Origin of the sequence: Streptomyces sp. NBC_01363 (assembly GCF_026340595.1) — a bacterium.
GTDB lineage: Bacteria > Actinomycetota > Actinomycetes > Streptomycetales > Streptomycetaceae > Streptomyces.
Genome location: NZ_JAPEPF010000001.1, coordinates 4,503,952 through 4,521,678, shown reverse-complemented (window position 1 = coordinate 4,521,678; position 17,727 = coordinate 4,503,952). Strand labels below are relative to the sequence as shown.

At 71.8% G+C, this 17,727-nt stretch carries 12 protein-coding genes; 4 read left to right on the top strand and 8 right to left on the bottom strand.

All coding sequences use genetic code 11. The features are described 5' to 3' along the window. Window positions 1–32: 32 nt before the first annotated feature. Both OG611_RS20620 and OG611_RS20615 read right to left on the bottom strand, forming a co-directional pair. Complete coding sequence (locus OG611_RS20620; RefSeq protein WP_266422193.1) at window positions 33–2,009, bottom strand: hypothetical protein; 1,977 nt, start codon at window positions 2,007–2,009, stop codon at window positions 33–35. Beyond that, window positions 2,006–3,214 (bottom strand): nucleotide disphospho-sugar-binding domain-containing protein, encoded by a 1,209-nt coding sequence (locus tag OG611_RS20615; RefSeq protein WP_266422191.1) that lies wholly within the window; start codon window positions 3,212–3,214, stop codon window positions 2,006–2,008. The genes OG611_RS20620 and OG611_RS20615 overlap by 4 nt, the downstream gene beginning before the upstream one ends. A 189-nt stretch (window positions 3,215–3,403) precedes the next feature. Here OG611_RS20615 and OG611_RS20610 point away from each other — a divergent pair, with 189 nt between their 5' ends. From OG611_RS20610 to OG611_RS20600, 3 genes are read left to right on the top strand one after another with little or no spacing between them, the layout of a single operon-like run. After that, window positions 3,404–4,615 carry a cytochrome P450 gene (locus tag OG611_RS20610; protein WP_266422189.1) on the top strand — a complete coding sequence of 404 codons (1,212 nt, stop codon included), beginning with the start codon at window positions 3,404–3,406 and terminating at the stop codon, window positions 4,613–4,615. Between the two features lie 9 nt (window positions 4,616–4,624). Then, on the top strand, window positions 4,625–7,369 hold the full coding sequence (locus OG611_RS20605; protein ID WP_266422186.1) for a ferritin-like domain-containing protein: 2,745 nt from the start codon (window positions 4,625–4,627) through the stop codon (window positions 7,367–7,369). 20 nt (window positions 7,370–7,389) lie between these two features. After that, on the top strand, window positions 7,390–9,462 hold the full coding sequence (locus tag OG611_RS20600; protein ID WP_266422184.1) for an aminotransferase class I/II-fold pyridoxal phosphate-dependent enzyme: 2,073 nt from the start codon (window positions 7,390–7,392) through the stop codon (window positions 9,460–9,462). Window positions 9,463–9,530: 68 nt separating this feature from the next. Here OG611_RS20600 and OG611_RS20595 read toward each other — a convergent pair whose 3' ends face one another. Genes OG611_RS20595 through OG611_RS20585 form a run of 3 tightly spaced genes read right to left on the bottom strand, consistent with a single transcriptional unit; the run spans window position 9,531 to window position 12,274 of the window. After that, a complete protein-coding gene (locus OG611_RS20595) occupies window positions 9,531–10,646 on the bottom strand; it encodes a zinc-binding dehydrogenase (RefSeq protein WP_266422181.1) in 1,116 nt (371 codons plus the stop codon). After that, on the bottom strand, window positions 10,643–11,452 hold the full coding sequence (locus OG611_RS20590) for a phytanoyl-CoA dioxygenase family protein (protein ID WP_266422178.1): 810 nt from the start codon (window positions 11,450–11,452) through the stop codon (window positions 10,643–10,645). Before OG611_RS20590 ends, OG611_RS20595 begins: the two co-directional genes overlap by 4 nt. A gap of 21 nt (window positions 11,453–11,473) precedes the next feature. Beyond that, window positions 11,474–12,274 (bottom strand): hypothetical protein, encoded by an 801-nt coding sequence (locus tag OG611_RS20585; RefSeq protein WP_266422175.1) that lies wholly within the window; start codon window positions 12,272–12,274, stop codon window positions 11,474–11,476. Window positions 12,275–12,575: 301 nt separating this feature from the next. Between OG611_RS20585 and OG611_RS20580 the strand changes: the two genes are divergently transcribed. Continuing rightward, complete coding sequence (locus OG611_RS20580) at window positions 12,576–13,106, top strand: glycosyltransferase (protein ID WP_266422173.1); 531 nt, start codon at window positions 12,576–12,578, stop codon at window positions 13,104–13,106. Between the two features lie 71 nt (window positions 13,107–13,177). On the opposite strand, the gene OG611_RS20575 is transcribed toward OG611_RS20580, so the two are convergent. Genes OG611_RS20575 through OG611_RS20565 form a run of 3 tightly spaced genes read right to left on the bottom strand, consistent with a single transcriptional unit; the run spans window position 13,178 to window position 17,697 of the window. After that, a complete protein-coding gene (locus OG611_RS20575) occupies window positions 13,178–14,389 on the bottom strand; it encodes a nucleotide disphospho-sugar-binding domain-containing protein (RefSeq protein ID WP_266422170.1) in 1,212 nt (403 codons plus the stop codon). Window position 14,390: 1 nt separating this feature from the next. After that, window positions 14,391–15,212 (bottom strand): alpha/beta fold hydrolase, encoded by an 822-nt coding sequence (locus OG611_RS20570; RefSeq protein WP_266422168.1) that lies wholly within the window; start codon window positions 15,210–15,212, stop codon window positions 14,391–14,393. 46 nt (window positions 15,213–15,258) lie between these two features. Continuing rightward, on the bottom strand, window positions 15,259–17,697 hold the full coding sequence (locus OG611_RS20565; RefSeq protein ID WP_266422165.1) for a penicillin acylase family protein: 2,439 nt from the start codon (window positions 17,695–17,697) through the stop codon (window positions 15,259–15,261). Between the last annotated feature and the right edge of the window lie 30 nt (window positions 17,698–17,727).

Sequence of the window (17,727 nt, the reverse complement as noted above, 5' to 3'; positions counted from 1 at the left end):
GCCTGTGCTGCTCATCGGCAGTAGAGACAGATCTACTTCGTTTTTCCGGCCAGCCCCCAGGCGCGGGGGGTTCCGTCCGCCTCCACGACCCTCGGTCCGGCGGGCCGCGCCCCGGCGCGGGCCACGACGACGCTCTCGCCCCGCGCGAGCGGGACGTGCACCGTCCGGGGTCCGCCGGCCCGCCAGGGCCGGGGCCTTCCGCTGCTGTCGAGCACCTCGACGGGGCCCTCGATGCCGTGGTCGAGGACGAGCGGTTCGCCGGCCTCGCTGCGTACCCGGACCCAGTCGGTACGTCCCCGGCTGCGCTCGGCGTCGACGAGGAAGGCCCCGGGGGTGCGCAGGCCCGCCACCACGGCGTCCGGCCACTCCGCCGGTGTCGAGGGGAACACCCGCAGGGTGCCGCCGCCCGCCTCCAGCAGCAGGTCGAGGGCCGACTGGGCGGCGGCCAGCGGCGCGGACTGCGCCGCTCCGCCGTCCGGCTCGTTCTCGGCACCGCGGTAGAGCCCGCCGCCGCCGAGACCGGTCAGGAAGTGCCGGAGGTGGGACAGCGCTCCGCCGGGGTCCCCGGCGGCCGCCGCGAGGCCGGATGCGGTGACGTACGAGGAGCCGTGCCAGTGCTCCCGCATCGACGCCCAGTGGGCGTAGCTGCGGTGGGCGAGGTGGGCCCGGGCGTCCGGGAGTTGTTCGCGCAGCGGGTGGAGCCACAGCAGGTGCGAGGCGTGGGCATGGGAGCGGGTGAGCGCGACGCCGCGGCCGACCATCACTCCGTCGGGGCCGGTGGGGTACGGGGTCAGGCGCTCCGCGATGTCCCGCAGGCGGTCGGTGCCGGCGTCCCGGGCTCCGAGGCGCCGCGACGAGTCGGCCAGTGCGCCCAGTGCCCAGCGCAGCAGCGCGAGCCCGTGGGCGGCGTCCGGCACGTCGGCGTAGTGCGGCGAGTACGTGGCCGGCAGGTGCAGCTTCCCGTCGGGCTCCGCCACGAGGAAGTGCGCGTAGAAGCCGACCGCCTTGCGCAACGCGGGATGGAGCCGGTCGCGCAGCAGCCCGTCGTCCATGCTCCTGCTCCAGGCCCCGGCGAGGGCGGGCAGCCCCCAGGACGTGATGGGGTCGGCGGCGCGGCCGCCCTTGGAGCCGACGCCGGGCAGGCCGCCGTACAGATGGCTGTGGTCCGCCGCGCGCGGGCGGTCCGCCGCGAGCACCGGGTCGAGGGCGAGGTGATCGGTGGCGCCGAGGAAGGGGTGGCCGAAGCCGGTGACCCGGGTGTCCGGGCTCAGCGCGGCCGCGGCGAGGTAGACCTGTGTCCAGTGGAACCGCTGAACGGTGCGGTCCGGTACGGAGAGGAATCCCCGGCGGTAGTGGTCGTGCCACCAGCGGCGGTGCCCGGCCTCCAGCCGGTCCGGGTCGGCCAGGGCCCGGCCGACCGCTCCGGCGTCGGCGCCCGCGACCAGGACGCGTACCGCTCCGCGGGTCTCCTCGCGGTGCGGGAGTCCGGCGTCCGCGCCGGTGTCGGCCGCCCGCTCCCAGGCTGCTCCCGACTCCCCCGCCTCGGTCTCCAGGCGGACCACCAGGACACCTCGGCCGTGGGGCACGAACGCGGTGAAACGCACCCTGCCCCGGGTGGTGGTGACGGTCCCGCGGAGTTCGGCCTGCCACAGATCGAGCTGCCAGTGGTGCGCCGTGGGCGTACCGGCGAGCCTGAGGACGGGGCCGGTGGCGGGCGACCGCCACGACGTGCCCTTTCCCCGCACGGCGAAGACCAGACGGTCCGGGGTGGCGCCGGCCAGGACCTGGACCCGCAGGGCACCGTCACCGAGACAGGGCGCCTCGTCCCAGGTGCCGGGCGGGCGGTCCCAGACCATCCGGGCGTCCTGTACGGAGTCCCGGTAGGGGTCGGCGGGTCCGGCCGCGCCCGCCGCCCCGGCCGGTGCGGCCGAGAGGGCCGTGACTCCGGCCGCGCCCAGTCCCACGGCCGCCGAGCCCTGCAGGACCGTCCTTCTGCGCAGCTCGCTCACCGGGACCGCCCCGGACCGTGCTGTCCTTCCGCGGCGAGCTTCTCCAGAACCTCGGCGGCGGCCCCGGGGCCGTTCAGCCGGCCCATGCGGGAGGAGAGCCCGTCCAGTGTGCGGCGGATGTCCGGGTCGGCCACCACCTCGTCGAGAGCGGTGACAAAGCGCTGTCCCTCGCTCTCGGCGGGCACGACCACGCCCACGCCGGCCTCGGCGAGCCGCCGGGCGATCTCCCGCTGGTCGGCGGCCCGCGGCACGAGGACCATCGGTCTGCCGAGCGCGAGCCCCTCCAGGGCCGAGTTCATCCCGCCGTGCGAGAGGAAGGCGTCGCAGCGTTCCAGCACGGCCGACTGGGGAACGTACTGACGGGCGATCACATTAGGTGGCAGGGTGCCGAGTTCGGCCGGATCGGTGTGCGAGGTGGCGAGGACGACCAGCCAGCGGGTACCTGCGAAGGCGTCGGCGATCTTGCGGAAGAACTCCGGGCCGCGGGTGAACATGGTGCCGGTGGACACATAGACCGAGGGCTCGTCCGCGATGCGGTCCCAGGGAAGGTCGTCGGAGTAGCCGGCGGCGGAGCCGTCCGTCCCCACCGGTTCACGCCGCAGCGGCCCCACGAAGTGGAAGCGCTCGTCGAACGACTCACGGGCGGGCTGGAGTTCGGGGACGGTGTTGACCAGGGCCTTCGCCGCTCCGGCGGTGACGCGGCGCCGAAGCCCGGGCTGGATGCGGGCGATGCCGAGCCGTCGGACCAGGGCGGCCGCGCGCGGGCCGAGCTGCTGCCGGACCTCGTCGAGCAGCACTTCCTCACTCACGGCGTAGGTCACGTGGAAGGAGACGAAGGGAACGCCGGCCGCCTCGGCGGCGCGGATCCCCCAGATGGCCATGATGTCCGCGACGACGACGGCCGGCTCCCAGACCGGCCAGCCCTCGACGAGTTCCCGGGTCAGGCGGCGCTGCTCGCGGAAGACGTCGGCGATCCGGCGGATCCTGCGCAGCCGGTGGCCGAACGTCGGCTGCTCCGGAACTCCCCCGCGGGGGCGGATGGCGATCTCGGTAACCGTGCAGCCCACCTCGCGGAACACCTCGGCGAAGGGGGCGCTGATCACCACGTCGACCTGGTGCCCGCGGCTGGCCAGCTCGGCGGCGAGCGCGACCATGGGCGTCACATGGCCGTGCAGCGGAAATGGTGCCAGGAGGTATCGCGTCATGAACTCTGCCTTCCCACGGGAGAATTCATGGAGAATTCCCATCGGCAGCCGCGACGCTAACAGCAGCGCGAAAGAGCGTCATCGTCATTAAGTCTGGAATGAAAGACGCATGACATCCGTCATCCTCCTGACGGTGTTTCTCCAACGGTAGTTGACGGGTCGTGATGCGGGGCGGCAGGCTGATCGACCATGACCGCTCCCAGCACGACGAGCCTGCTCGACCTGTTCGGTTCTGAATGGGCGGCGAACCCTTACCCATTCTATGCCGAGCTCCGCGCGAGAAACCCCGTCCAGTGGGACGAATGGATGCAGTCGTGGGCGATACTCGGGCATGCGGAAATCGTCCAGCTGTCCAAGGACGATCGGCTTTCCGGTGCCCGCATATCCGATTTCTATGAGAGCCTTCCCGCGCAGTCGCGAGGCAACGTCGGCCTGCTGGCGAAAACGCTGTCCGACATGATGCTCTTCAACGAACCGCCGCGTCACACCGCTCTGCGACGCCTCATCAAGCCGGGGCTGACACCGCGCTTCGTCCGGGACATGCGGCCGCTCATCGAGTCGCTCGCGAACGAGCTGATCGACCGGGTCGTGGCGCAGGGACGCATGGACGTCATCCATGACTTCTCGGAGCCGCTCAGCCGCGGCATCATCGCGAAGCTGGCCGGGGTTCCCGACGACGCGGCACCGTTGCTGGAGAGCTGGCAGGGGCTGCTGCACGAGTTCTTCACGCAGTCCAACGCGGAGAACGGACGCATCGAGGCGCTCCGGGAGTCCTTCGACCGCGGCACCCGGGCCCGGCGGGACGGCACCGCCGATGATCTCTTCAGCCGGGTGATCAGTGCGCAGTTGCGCGACGCCGATTACACCGACGACGAGATCTTCGCCAACTTCCTGCTGCTCATCGATGCCGGTCAGGCGACCACGACGCACCTCATCGGCAACGCCGTGCTCGCCCTGCTGCAGAACGAGCACCAGACGGGGCTGCTCCGCGACAGTCCGGAGCTGACCACGAACGCCGCCCACGAGCTGATGCGGTACGACAGCTCCGTTCAGTTCACCACCCGGATCGCCCTCGCTGACATCGAGGTCGCGGGCCAGCTGATCCGCCGCGGCCAGTCGGTCACCCTGGTGCTCGGTTCGGGGAACCGGGATCCCCGGCGCTATGCCGATCCGGACACCCTCGACATCACCCGCAGGGCGGCCGACCATCTCTCCTTCGGTCACGGCATCCACTACTGCCTGGGCGCCTCGCTCGCCCTCGCGGAGATCGATGTGGCGATCCGCGCACTGCTGCGAAGGGTGGACGACTGGGCTCCCGCCGCCTCCGAGCCCGACTGGCTCGACAGCATCAACTTCCGCTTCCTGAAAAGCCTGCCGATCACCTTCGAACCACGCGACTGAGAGGCGCCCGTGTCGTACCTCGGATTCCCTAGGCTCAATTTCGCCGGCACCTTCCAGGCCGATGTGGCCACCGCGAACAACCTGCCGCCCTATTTCGACAACGACCTCTTCGAACCCCGGTTCCAGTGGCGCATGGAGCTTCCGGACCCGAACGGGCTCTGGAATCCGCGTGGTTCAGGCGCCCTGCGGCTGACCGACGTGCGGGTGACCAGCGTCTGCCGCCCCGACGGGCGGGTGGTGACCGAGGGATCCGACGACCCGGTGGTGGGCGGCCGGATCGCGGACGACGACCGGCGGCCCAACGGCAAGCTGGTGGACCTGGACCCGCAGAACCAGATGGTCTCCGAGATCTACGGTCTGCGGCTGCGCGTGCTGGACGGCGAGGGCCGCGAACAGCTGCGCGGCGACTTCGCACCGGCGGCGATGGAGGACGTGTGGATCCGCGCCACCCTGCCTTCGGGCCGCGGCGACCCGTCCGCGACGTATCAGTCCGTGCTCACGGGCGTGCAGTGGGCCGAGGACCTCGCCTCTCCCGTGCTGCGCGCGCTGCGCTCCGCCACTCACGGCGACTCGCTCTCGGTGAAGCTCAATCTGGACGGCGTCGAGGACGGCGTCGAGCGGTGGATCGACTCGCTCACCTTCGGCCGTGTCGTCGGCTCCATCGGCCCCTGCGCCGAGGGGGAGCCCCGGCATCTGGTGGCCGGGCGCCGGCTGCGCCGGTCCGGTGACTCCGGGCCCCTGCACCACGCCCCGTGCCGGGTCGACGAGGACACCCGTACCGTCTTCGTGGACCTGGGGAACAGCATCAGGGCCACCTCGCGCGGCGGCCCGCTGGAGCGTGTCGGCCCGCTGCGGCTGGTCGCCCTGGACGGTGACGGATCCCGGCAGGAACTCGGGCCGCTGGACACCGGCCCCGGCTTCTACGAGCAGCTGGCGGGCATCGCCGCGGTCCGGCTGACCGCCGCTCAGGCGGAGTCGGTGCGCGAACGCCGGCTGGCCGTCGTGGACACCTTCGGGGAGGCGGCCTCCGTCGTCCTTGCCGAGAACGAGGACGCGACCTTCCTGCGGGCCGACGGCGGGGTCTTCCGCATCTACCCGGAGGCGCCGCACAACACCGCGACGACGCACCTGCACGCCACCCGGTACGGGCGGCCGGCCGCCGGACTGCGGATCGCCGTGGACACCTCGTCGCTGCCCGCGGCGCTGCGGGCGCCGGAGACGGTCACCACCGGTCCGGACGGCCGGGCGGAGGTCACCCTCACCGGGACGGACCCCGGAAATCCGCGCCGGGTCATCGACGGCATCGTGGCCGATGCGGCCTACGGCTTCGCCGAGCGCCCCAAGGAGCCGGAGGGCCGGCTGAGCATGCGGCTCTTCACCCTGCACCGGACACCGGAGAAGCCCACCTGGGTCCGCGACGTCCAGCCGCTGCTCCAGCAGTACGCCAACCTCTACCCGGCGATGCACGACGTGTTCGACCTGGGGCACTACGGCCATGTCGCCGGGCACGCGGTGTACATCGGCAAGTCGCTGCTGGCGCCGCGGGAATCACCCCACCACATGCCCGTGACACGGGATCTCTCACCAGGAAAGCGGGACACCATCGTGAAGTGGCTGGCCACCGAACCGGCTCCGCCGGTCCTCGACATCGCCTCGGCGGACGATCTGCGCCAGGCGCTCCAGCAGGCGCTGCTCGTCGAGCACGCGACCATCCCGCCCTACCTCGCGGCGCTCCTGTCGGTGAAGTCCGGCCACAACACGGAGATCGCCGGGATCATCCGGGGCGTGGTCCTGGAGGAGATGCAGCACATGGCCCAGGTGGGCAATCTCCTGAACGCGGTCGGCGGGAAACCGCAGATAGGCCGCCCGGGCCTGGTGCCGACCTATCCGGGGCGGCTGCCGGGCCCGGTGCTGCCGGACCTGAAGGTACGGCTGCGCAAGCTGTCGCTGGAGCACGTCGAGAACGTCTTCATGGCCATCGAGCTGCCCGAGTACCCGGTGGTTGACGGGAAGCCGTTCAAGGGCGCCGTGATCCGCCCGGACGATGTCAAGGTCAGCGGCAGGGGCGAGATCCTGGCCGCGGACGGCGAGGCCGTGCGGACCCTGGAGAACTGGTTCGAGAAAGCCGAGTACCGGCCGCTGACCATCGGCTGGTTCTACAACCAGATCGCCCGTGCGGTCATCCGGCTCGACCGCGAGGGCAAGCTGTTCACCGGCGACCCCGCCCGTCAGGTGAGCTGGCCCGGAGCCCCGGGCGTGCTGTTCCAGGTCCGGGACAAGCGCTCGGCGCTGCTGGCCATCCACCAGATCACCGAGCAGGGCGAGGGCAGTCCGCACGACCTCAACGGGAACGGAGTCGCCGACCCGGGCGAGTTCGGGCACTACTACCGGTTCCAGGAGATCGTCAAGGGCCGGCGTCTGATCCGGAACGCCAAGGGGGCCTGGGTCTTCGAAGGGGCACGCGTGCCCTTCGACGCCGAGGGCGTCCACCCGGTGGCCGACGACGCCGACACATACGCGCTGCCGGCCGGCTCCGTCGCCCGACGCGACTCCGAACAGTGCGACGAGTCGTACACCCGTGCCCTGACCTCGCTGCACCGTGTGTTCAACGGCCATCCGGAGGAGATGGACGACGCCGTCGGCCTCATGTACCAGATGCAGGTGCAGGCCAAGAAGCTGCTCGGCATCAAGGTGCCGGACGGCGGCGGCACGGTCGTCGGCCCCTCGTTCCAGTCCCCCGGCGTGCATTTCTGACCCCAAGAGAGGGCATCGACATGAACGACGACGGCATCCTGCGTCTGCACTGCAATGAGAACCCCTACGGTCCGCCGGACGGGGTCGTCGAGGCCGCCGCGGCGGAACTGGGCGAACGGTGCTCGGAGTACCCCGACTCCGGCTCACCCCGGCTGCGTGCCCGTCTGGCCGCGTACTACGGCGTCACCGAGGACATGGTGGAGGTCGGCAACGGCGCGGACGAGCTGGTGCTGCTCACCGCCCTGACGTTCCTGCGCCCCGGCGACGGCGTCCTGGTCACCGACTCGACCTTCCCCGGCTACGCCGCGGCCGCCGCGCTCGCCCGCGCCGAGGTCCGCAAAGTGCCGCTCACCGGACACCGTGTCGCGGTGGACGCGCTGACCGCGCAACTGGCGCAGGACGGGGTGCGGCTGGCCTTCGTCTGCAACCCGAACAACCCGACGGGAACCGTGCTCGAGGCCGCGGAGGTTGAGCAGATCATCGACCGGGCCGAGGCCGCCGGCGTGATACCCGTCTTCGACGAGGCCTACATGGAGTACGCCTCCCCGGCGTACGAGCACGCCGTGGGCGCGGTGCGTGCGGGGCGGCGGCTCATCGTGCTGCGCACCTTCTCCAAGATCTGGGGCCTCGCCGCGCTGCGGTCCGGCTACGCGCTCGGGCCCGGCGACCTCATCGCGAGGATCGCCGCCACGCACCGCACCCTGCCGTTCAGTGCCAACCGGGTCGCCCAGCAGGCGGCGGCCGCCGCCCTCGACCGGCCGGAGCACGTGGAGCTCAACCGTGCGCGCAACGCCGAGGCCCGTGAACTGCTATACGCGGGGCTGGAGTCGGCCGGTGTGGGCTTCGTCAGGTCGCAAACCAACTTCGTCCTCGTCGAGGCGCCCGGCGGCGGGGCCGAACTGGCCGGACGGCTGGCCGGGAACCACCGGATCGCCACCCGCGATCTGGGGATCTTCGGGCTGCCCGGACATCTGCGGGTCAGCGTCGGCACCCCCGAGCAGATGGAGCGGTTCTGCCGGGCGCTCGAGGCGGAGGTTCCCCGCCCGCCGGCCCACCGGATGCCCGGCAGCGGCCTGGGGTCCCCGCGCGGCGCCGAGGCGTTCCCCACCCTGGAACCGCAGGAGCCGGCCGCGATGTTCAACGGCTACGTCGGCGCGCACGTGGTGCTGGCGCTCACCGAACTCGGCGTCTGGGACCTGCTCGCCGAGGGCCCGCGGTCGCTGGACGACCTGCTCTCGCGGACCGGCGCGGACGAGCCCAGGCTCTCCGCCCTGCTGCGGGTCGGGGCGCTCCTCGGGCACCTCCGGCTCGACGCCGACAACGTGGAACTGACCGGTCCGGGGCGCGAACTCGTCCGGCATGCCGGTTACTTCACCTGGGGTGTCGGCGGTTACGGAGAGCTGATGAGCCGGCTGTCCGGTCTCGCCGAGGGCTCCGTGGCGTTCGGCCGTGAGGTGGGCAGGGACGGCAAGCGCATCGCGGTGGGCTCGGGCCTGGTGGGACGCACGATGATGCTGCCCGTCGAGGCGGAGGTCGCCGGGGCCATCGACTACACGTCGGTGGCGGATCTGGGGTGCGGTGACGCGTCGCGGCTGATCCGGCTGTGCGGCACGGACACCGCGCGGCGTGGCCTCGGCATCGAGGTGAACGCCTCGGCGGCCGAGACGGCGCGCCGGAGGATCGACGAGAAGGGGCTGTCGGACCGGCTCGGGGTGGTGCTGGCCGATGTGCTCGACCATGTCGACCAGCGGACGTTCCCCGGCATCGATCTGGTCACCAGCTTCCTGATGATGCACGACCTGTTCGAGCTCACCGGGGATCCGGCCGGAGTGATGCGCATGCTGCGCGACGTCTTCCCGGACGCGAAACACTTCATGATCGCGGACACGGTGGCGCAGGACTGGTCGGCCCACAGCGGGCCGGTGCCGGTGTTCTCCGCGGCGTTCGAGCTGGTGCACACCTTCATGGACACACCGGTGCTCGGACTCGACACCTATGAGAAGGCCTTCGCCGAGGCGGGGCTGCGGGTCGAGCGCCGGGAGCCGTTCGGCGCGCCGTCGACCTGGCTGTGGCTGCTGAGCACGGACCGGTAGAGGGGCTCATGACACGGGGCTGCCCGAGTGCGGATTCCGCACTCGGGCAGCCCCGTGTCATGGCCGGTTCAGTTCGCCAGAACCGCCTTCATCACGGATCCCGACGTCACCGCGGCCAGCGCCTCGTCCACCGACGCCAGAGGGTATGGGGTCACCAGTGCCTCCAGGTCGAACCGCGCGGACAGGGCCGGCAACAGCCTTATGTAGTCGACGAGATGGGCTCCGGTGAAGGCCCAGGAGCCGATGACGTCCAGCTGCCGGTAGACGATCTGGTGCGGATTGACGAGGGTGTCGCCCGCGTCCGTGTACTGGCCGACGACGAGGTAGGCACCGCCCCGGCGAGCCAGCCTCAGCCCCTGGGACACCGCGGCGGGCACTCCGGTGGCCTCGATGACGAGGTCGGCACCGCCTCCCCCGGTCAGTTCGCGCACCTGCTCCAGGACCTTGTCGGCGTCGCCGCCGACGATGTCGATGTGCTCGTCGCCGATGCGTGCCCGCCTCGCGAGGTCCAGCCGGGCGGCGGGTCCGCCGACGACGATCACCTTCGCGGCGCCGGAGAGCTGGGCGAAGGCGGCGGCGGCGAGGCCGACGGGACCGCTGCCCTGGACGACGACGGTCTCGCCCACGCGTACCGGCCGGCGGTCGTACAGGGCGTGCACCATGGTGGGGCCCGCGCAGGCCAGGGACATGGCGGCGAGCGGGTCGACGCCATCCGGCAGCCGGACCACGGTGGTGCCCTCCCGCAGGGCGATGTACTCGGCCCAGGCGCCGGAGAGCGCGGGCTGCTGTGTGGTGGGCCGGTTGACGCCGTACGTCCTGCGGTTCTCGCAGAGCGTCGGCTCCCGGTGCTGACGGCACGGCACACAGACGCCGCAGGCGATCGAGGACGCCCACATGACGGTGTCGCCCGCCTTCAGCGGGCGGCCCTCGGCGTCGTGGCCGGCCCCGGGCCCGGTCTCGTGGACCTTGCCGAGACCCTCGTGGCCGAGCACCAGGGGCAGGGGGATGTCGAGGTGCCCCTGGCTCAGATGGACGTCCGTGCCGCAGATCCCGCCGTAGTCGCACGCGACGACGAGTTCCCCCGGTCCCGCCGGCGGAACGTCGAAGGAACGCAGTACCGGCGGCTCACCGAAGCGTTCGAGGACCACCGCGCGGGCGCTGAGTGCCCCGTTCCGGGTGCTCATACCGGGCCTCCGACCCTGAGGTCGATCGGCTGGTCGCTGAACTCCAGCGGCGTCGTGTCCCGCCCGACGACGTACGAGGGCCGGGGCTCCCCGATGGGGACCGGGACGTTGGTGACGTCGTTGTACGTGGCGATCAGCAGCCGCCGCGGGAACGGCGACATGTTGGGCGCGGACCCGTGCACGATCTCCGGGTCGAAGAGGATGACCGATCCGGCGCGCCCCTTGGGGCTGACCATGCCGTGCCGGTCGACCAGCGCGCTCATCTGCTCGGGGCGCAGGGCTATGTCGTCCGGGTCGAGGTGCTGCGAGGAGCGCGTCGAGGCGTTGCGGAAGTCCCGGAGCTGCCCGGACCGGTGCGATCCGGGCAGGAAGATCAACGGCCCGTTGAACTCGGTGACTTCATCGAGGAAGAGGCCGACGTTGACCTGGCGCGGGGCGGCGAGGTTGTCGGCGAGCTTCCAGGCCAGGAAGTCCTGGTGCCATGCCCACTTGTCGCCGCCGAAGGCGGGCTTGGCGTTGATCTTGAACTGGTAGACGTAGAGGTCGTCCGACATCAGCTGCCGGGCGGGGCCCAGCAGGCGCGGGGTGCGCACCAAGCCGGCGAACTCACGGCGGCGCTCGTGCGAGGCGTAGACGGCGCGCACGGCGTCGCCGTTCTCCTCCAGGATGCGCTGCGGGCCCGGGGTCAGGCAGTCCGCGTCGAAGGCATCCTGCAGGGCGCCGACCTCGGCGGGATCGAAGAGGGAATCGAGGACCAGAAGGCCGGTCTCCTGGTACTGGGCGATCTGATCAGGACTGAGCTGCACTCTTTCCTCCACTTGCTTGCTTCATGACCAGTACAGGAGCCCGCCCTGCCCAGTGACGCCCAGGAAGAAGGACAGACTGATCCGACGGCCCTCGCCCTCACTCGCCCTGACCAGGTGGTAGTTGCGCGGGTCGAAGACGATCGCGTCGCCGGCCTCGGGACGTACGGCGGCCACGGGTTCGTCGGCGACCATCTCCTCGGCCCAGCCGTAGCCGTCGCGGTACTTCTCGTCGACCGGGCTCCAGCGGCGCCGGTAGACCCAGGTGTCGCCGCCGCCCTCGGGCATCGACAGATACCAGTTGAAGGCGAGCTGGCAGACGGGTTCGGTGTCCAGGGCCCCGGGCAGTTCCCGGACGATCTCGTCCCAGTGCATCTTCATGCCGGTGGAGATCTCCCGGATCATCCCGGCGAACAGCGGCCGGCCCTTGCAGGTCGCCGGTTCGACGGGTCCGGGCCAGGCGGAGCGGAAGCGCCCCACCGCATGGTCCAGCGGGTCGGTCCCGTCCAGCAGGACCTTCCTGACGGCGGCCGAGTCCTCGGCGTTGCGCCAGTACTCCTCGTTCAGCTCCCGGGCACCGTAGTAGTCGTAGGCCGCGGGTCCGAGTTTGGCCACCGGTGGGTAGACCACCTCGGCGTCGTAGGCGCCCAGCGGATGTTCGTCCAGCCCCCGCATGACCTCGGCGCACATCTCGGCCGAGCCGAAGCCCCGGATCCTCAGCGCGCCGAGAACACCGGAGGCGAGCCGCTGCAGATGATCGGGGCGCAGGTCGTCGGCGGCCTCGGCGTCGAACAGCGTGTAGATCGGGGAGCTGTTGCTGCTCACGTCCTCCAGCCGACGGGTATTTAATTCGACCACGCATTCCCCCAGTTCTCGCACTTCGGATGCTTCCGCATCACCTTCTTGCCAGCGGACACTAACAGCCGTGCGGCCGCGCGTCCCCCTTGTTAAGCAGTGCATAAAACAGCATGGAAGCGCGTTGACGGCACCCTCGCAGCGGAGCAGACTGCGCGAGTTACCAGGAATCGAAAGACAGCCGATGAGCGGAGTCCGCGTGAATGACATAACCGTCTGCATTGCCACGATACCGCCGCGCCGGGAGCATCTGGAAAAGGCACTCGCATCAGTGACGCGACAGACCCTCCAGCCCGCGTCGGTGGTCGTCGAGTACGACCATGAGCGGACCGGAGCGGCCGCCACCAAGAACCGGGCGCTGGCGAAGGTGACCACCGCGTGGACGGCGTTCCTGGACGACGACGACGAGTTCCTGCCGCACCACCTGGAACGGATCCGCGACTGCGCGGAGACGACCGGCGCCGATGTCGTCTACCCCATCCCGCGGGTGCCCCGGTACGAGAGCGGACGGGACCCGATGGGCCGCTACGAGGTCCCGTTCGACGAGGAGGAACTGCGCCGCCGCTCGTACATCCAGACCACCACGCTGGTGCGCACCGACCTGTTCAAGAAGGCCGGCGGGTTCCAGCTGCCCAAGGACTTCCCCGGCTGCCCGTTCGACGACTGGGGGGCCTGGCTGGCACTGCTGGACGTGGGGGCGAAGTTCGTGCACCTGCCGGAGGAGACGTTCATCTGGAACCACTGGGGCATGGGGCAGCCGGGCGTTCCGGGCAACACCTCGGGCATGGCCACCCGTTGGTGAGGAGCTCCGCACCGTGACAGCGGGCGCCGCCCGGTCCTCCGACCGGGCGGCGCCCGCTGTCGTGCTCCGGCTCATCTCCGTCCGGCCGGCCCCCAGGCGGCGTACTTCTCCAGCTCCCGGACGGCGCAGGCCGGGCCGTCCGTGCGGGCCGCACCGGCGGACAGCGCCGTCAGCGCGGCCCGGACCTTCGGGTCGGCCGCCAGGCCCGTGATCGTCTCGCGCAGTTCGGCGGCCGGGGCGGCGGGGTCCACCGCGACGCCGGCCCCCATGGCGACCAGCCGCGCGGCGATGGTCCGCTGGTCCCAGAACGACGGCACGAGCGCCATCGGCACCCCCAGGACCAGCGCCTCCAGCGCGGAGTTCATCCCGGCGTGCGTCAGGAAGACGTCCGCGTGCTCCAGGACCGCGGACTGCGGGACGTACCGGCGGGCCGTCACGTTCTCCGGCAGTTCGCCCAGCTCCGCGGGGTCGGTGTGCGAGGTCGCCAGGACGACGCACCACTCGGTGCTGGCGAACGCCTCGGCCACCGTCCTGAAGAACTCCGCCCCCCGCGTCGAGAAGGTACCGGTCGACACATAGAGCGTGGGGCCCTTCTCGATGCGGTCCCAGGGCAGCTCGCCGGGATCGTCGGCGGCTCCGGATCCACCGCGGTCGCCGACCGCCGGGCGCAGCGGTCCCACGAAGCGGTAGCGGTCGCCGAACGAGGCGTGCTCGGGCTGCAGTTCGGGGATGCTGTTGACCAGGACGAGCCCGGCCCGGGCGGCGGGGTCACGGACCGCGGGGTGGCGGCGCAGCAGCTGGGAGCGGCGCAGCAGCCGCACGGTCCGCGGTGCGGCGCGCCGGGCCACGTCCGCGAGGATGACCTCCTCGTTCAGGGCGTACGTCGCGTACATGGAGGCGCAGCGGGTCCCTGTCGCGCGTGCCGCGTCGGCGCCCCAGGGAGCCATCGCGTCGGCCACCACCACATGCGGGCGGGCCCGGCCGATCTCCTCGGCGAGCCGGGCGGCCAGTCGGCCGCGTTCGTCCGCGGTCCGGCGCCGGGTCGCCCGTGCGGCCCGGGCCGAGGCGGCGATGCCAGGGGCGGGCGGGGGTTTCCCGGCGCTGGCCCTGGGCTCGATCGCGACCTCCGTGACCTCGCACCCCACGGCGCGGAACGTCTCGGCGAACGGCGGGCAGACCGCCACCGTCACCTCGTGTCCGCGGTCCGTCAGTTCGGCGGCGAGTGCCGCCATGGGAGACACGTGCCCATGCAGCGGAAAGGGCGCGAGCAGCATTCTGTTCATTTCATGCGACTCCTTGTCTCGGCCCGGCGAAGAAATTCAGAATGCTCTCGTTCACCATTTCCGGGGATTCGAGGTATCCGTAATGCCCGGCCCGCTCGATCACTTCGAATGTGGCCCCCGGAATGGCGTCGGCGAGTTCACGCCCGTGTTGCGGCGGGGTCAGCAGGTCGTCGGCGAATGAGAGGACATGGCAGGGGACGCGTATCGCCGCATAGGCGGCCATGCGGTCCGGCATCGGTTCCAGCGCGGTCTGGGCGCGGACCCCGGGGGCCCGGTGGCGGCCGGACAGTGCGAAGAGGTCGAGCCAGTCGGTCGCGGCCTGGTCGTCGCCCAGGGTGTGCGGGGAGAGCGACTGCATCGCCTGCACCACCGCCCGGTAGCCGGGCGGCAGTTCGGCACCGGAGTCGTGCAGTTCGGCCTCGGCCCTGGCCAGTGCGGCACGCAGCGCGTCGCCGCGGCCCCGGCCGGCCATGAACACCGCCCCGCGCACCAGCTCGGGCCGGGCCAGGGCGAGTTCCTGGGCGACATAGGAACCGAGCGAGGTGCCGACCAGCCGCACGGGGCCGAGGCCGAGGTGCTCGATCAGTCCGGCGGTGTCCGCGACCATGTCCCCGACGGTGAACCCCTCGGGGCATTCGTCGGTCGGCGGGATCCCCCGGTTGTCGAAGGTGATCACCCGGTACCCGGCCGCCTTCAGCGCGGGGACCTGATGGGTGTGCCAGATGCGGCCGGTCCCGGCCGTCCCCATGATCATCACGACCGGCTCCCCGGAGCCGACGTCCTCGTAGTGCAGCCGTATTCCGTTCACCGGTGCCACCGGCATGCCGGCCTCCGTTCTCCGTGTGGTGCCGTGTCCATGGATGTGCCGCTCACCGGTCGCCGTCCAGGACCTGGGTCCGCAGTCCGGGCGCCGCGGCGATCTCCGCCCGGGTGAACCGGTCGGTGACCCAGCGTCCGGCCGAGAACAGCCGTGTCTGGTCGGCGTGGTGGGGCGATGTGGGGTCGGTGGACTGCCCGTAGGTAAGCAGGGTGACCGCGCGCGGTCCGCGTCCGCCGGGGAACTCCACGACCTGGATGAAGCTGGAGCCGTGGACCACCTCGGTGTTGCCGAGCTTCGGGTCCCACACCGGGGTGATCACGTCGAGCACCCCGAGCACGTGCGGTGCTCCGTGAATGGGGATGCGTTCCCCGTCGCGGGTCACGTACTGGTGGTCGCCGAGCCGTCCGTCGAGCGGGATACCGGCAGCGTTCAGCTCGGCCGCGGCGTCCCCGAACGCCTTCTGCACCTCGGCCCGTTCGTAGGACAGCCCGTTCGGGGTGCCGACCGGGTCGGCCGCGTCGAACGGGGTGCGCCAGGGGCCGCCCGGCACCGCGGCCAGCCGGGCGACGAAGCGGGCGAAGAGCAGCGACCCCCTGCTGTCCGTGCCGTAGGTGCCGTCCCACCCGGCCAGTGCGGCGCAGCCCGCGGTCACGTCGACGGGTCCGCCGGCCGAGGGGGCCCGTCCGCCGGGGAAGGCCTCGCACATCCGGACGGTGTCGGGCCCGATCAGCGTGGCGACCCGGCTGTGGTCAGCGAACAGTGTCTGTTGCATGCTCCGCAGCGAGAAGCCCTTGCCGGGCATCCCGTCCGTGCCCGCCAGCCTGCGCTCGGTGGCGGTGACGGCCTCCTGGGTGCGGGCGGAGCGCGGTGTCGCCGTGTTCCCCACGACCCGGGGGTAGCCGGTCAGCGGGGCGCGGGGGTTGGTCAGCCACGGGCTGTCGTTGGCGTTGAGGACGTAGTCGTCCCGGGTCTGGGTGGGGAGCGCCGAGGGACCGAGGATCCCGGGCTGCACCGCCTCGGGGTCGTTGCCCCAGGCGCACTCCCCTCGCCCGCCGTCGAGGATGGGGATGCCGCTCGCCGGGAAGACCTGGCGGCCCAGCGGTGTGCTGCACTTCTCCGCGAGCGCGTCGGTGACGTTCGGGACGACCTGCAGGTCCGCGTAGAGCGCGCGGCCGCGGCGGTCCGTGGCCACGGTGTTGACCCAGGGCAGCCCCTGGGTGCGGGCGAGGGCGCCGCGGACCTGGTCGGTGTCCTTGGCCCGGTCCAGGCCGAGCCAGCTGTTGAGCAGGCGCAGGTTGCCGTGGTTGGGGTCGTCGAGCGAGTACGCCGTGGTCCCCCAGGGCAGCGGGACTCCGGGGCCGGCGTTGACGACGGGTCCGTAGCGGGTGGACCACAGGGTCCGTCGCACGGTGCCGGTCGTGCCGTCGACCCGGCGGACCGGGACGGAGATCTCGGCCGAACGCATGCGTTCCGGCTTGCCGTCGACGTAGTAGCTGGTCGGGTCGCCGGGGACGACGGGGACCTCGTGGAGTCCGAAGGTGGCGGCGGTGGCCACGGTGTGGCTCCAGGCGACGTTCTCGTTGTGGCCGATGGCGACGACGGGCAGACCGAGCAGCGAAGCCCCCGAGACGTTGAGCTTTCCGGGGATGGTCAGCTGGCTCTGCCAGAAGCGGCGGGCGCCCTGCCAGGGGTAGTGCGGATTGCCCAGCAGCACGCTGCCGCCGGAGGCGGAGCCGCGCTCGCCGACCGCGATGGCGTTGCTGCCCAGGCCCTGGTCCTGCCGGTCCGCCCGCAGCGCGCGCACCATGCGGGCGGCGGACGGGCCCGCGCCGGTGTCGCGCGCGGCGGCCGCCGTCGGGGGCTGTGCGCCGACGATGCCGTCGATGGCGCTGCCGGCCCCGGAGACGGTGGCGATCGCGTGCATGTGCCGGTAGACGTCGAGTTCGGTGATGGGCCGCACCCAGGCGGCGCCCCGGCAGGCCGGGTCGCCGATGCCGTCGGCGCCCGTCTCGCGCAGATAGCGGTTGTAGCCGGCCGCGTAGCCGCGGACGAGCTGGGCGACCTCGGGCTCCGGGCCGGTGGGCGGCGCGCTGTGCGCGATCCGCTCCACCACACCGCTCGCCTCGACGCCGCGGAAGTAGAGGTCGCTGTTGAGACTGTCGAAGGCCGCGCCGAGAGCCGGGTTGGCGGCGGAGTCCGCGCCCAGGTGGCGGGAGCGGTCCCCGCGCACGGTCAGGTAGACGTCGGCGAGCGTGCAGATGTTGTCCTTGGCCGCCGCGTAGCCGTAGCCGATGCCCAGCCCCCGGTAGTCGGAGGCCTGGATGTGCGGAATGCCGTACTCGGTGTAGCGGATGACGACGTCGGTGGTGCGGGAGCCCTGGTCGGCCGAGGCGGGCACCGTGGCGGGCACTGCCGCCGAGACGAGGGCGAGCAGGCCGACGACCACCGTGCGCAGCCGTGCCGCCGAAGGTGTTCTCGGGAATGCCATGGGCTGGGAAAACCTCTCTCATCACGCCGT

Excerpts from the sequence above, each read along its gene's own strand:
- OG611_RS20615 (WP_266422191.1), bottom strand. The coding sequence starts at position 3,214 with ATGACGCGATACCTCCTGGCACCATTTCCGCTGCACGGCCATGTGACG.
- OG611_RS20610 (WP_266422189.1), top strand. The coding sequence starts at position 3,404 with ATGACCGCTCCCAGCACGACGAGCCTGCTCGACCTGTTCGGTTCTGAA.
- OG611_RS20600 (WP_266422184.1), top strand. The coding sequence starts at position 7,390 with ATGAACGACGACGGCATCCTGCGTCTGCACTGCAATGAGAACCCCTAC.
- OG611_RS20595 (WP_266422181.1), bottom strand. The coding sequence starts at position 10,646 with ATGAGCACCCGGAACGGGGCACTCAGCGCCCGCGCGGTGGTCCTCGAA.
- OG611_RS20575 (WP_266422170.1), bottom strand. The coding sequence starts at position 14,389 with ATGAACAGAATGCTGCTCGCGCCCTTTCCGCTGCATGGGCACGTGTCT.
- OG611_RS20570 (WP_266422168.1), bottom strand. The coding sequence starts at position 15,212 with ATGCCGGTGGCACCGGTGAACGGAATACGGCTGCACTACGAGGACGTC.
- OG611_RS20565 (WP_266422165.1), bottom strand. The coding sequence starts at position 17,697 with ATGGCATTCCCGAGAACACCTTCGGCGGCACGGCTGCGCACGGTGGTC.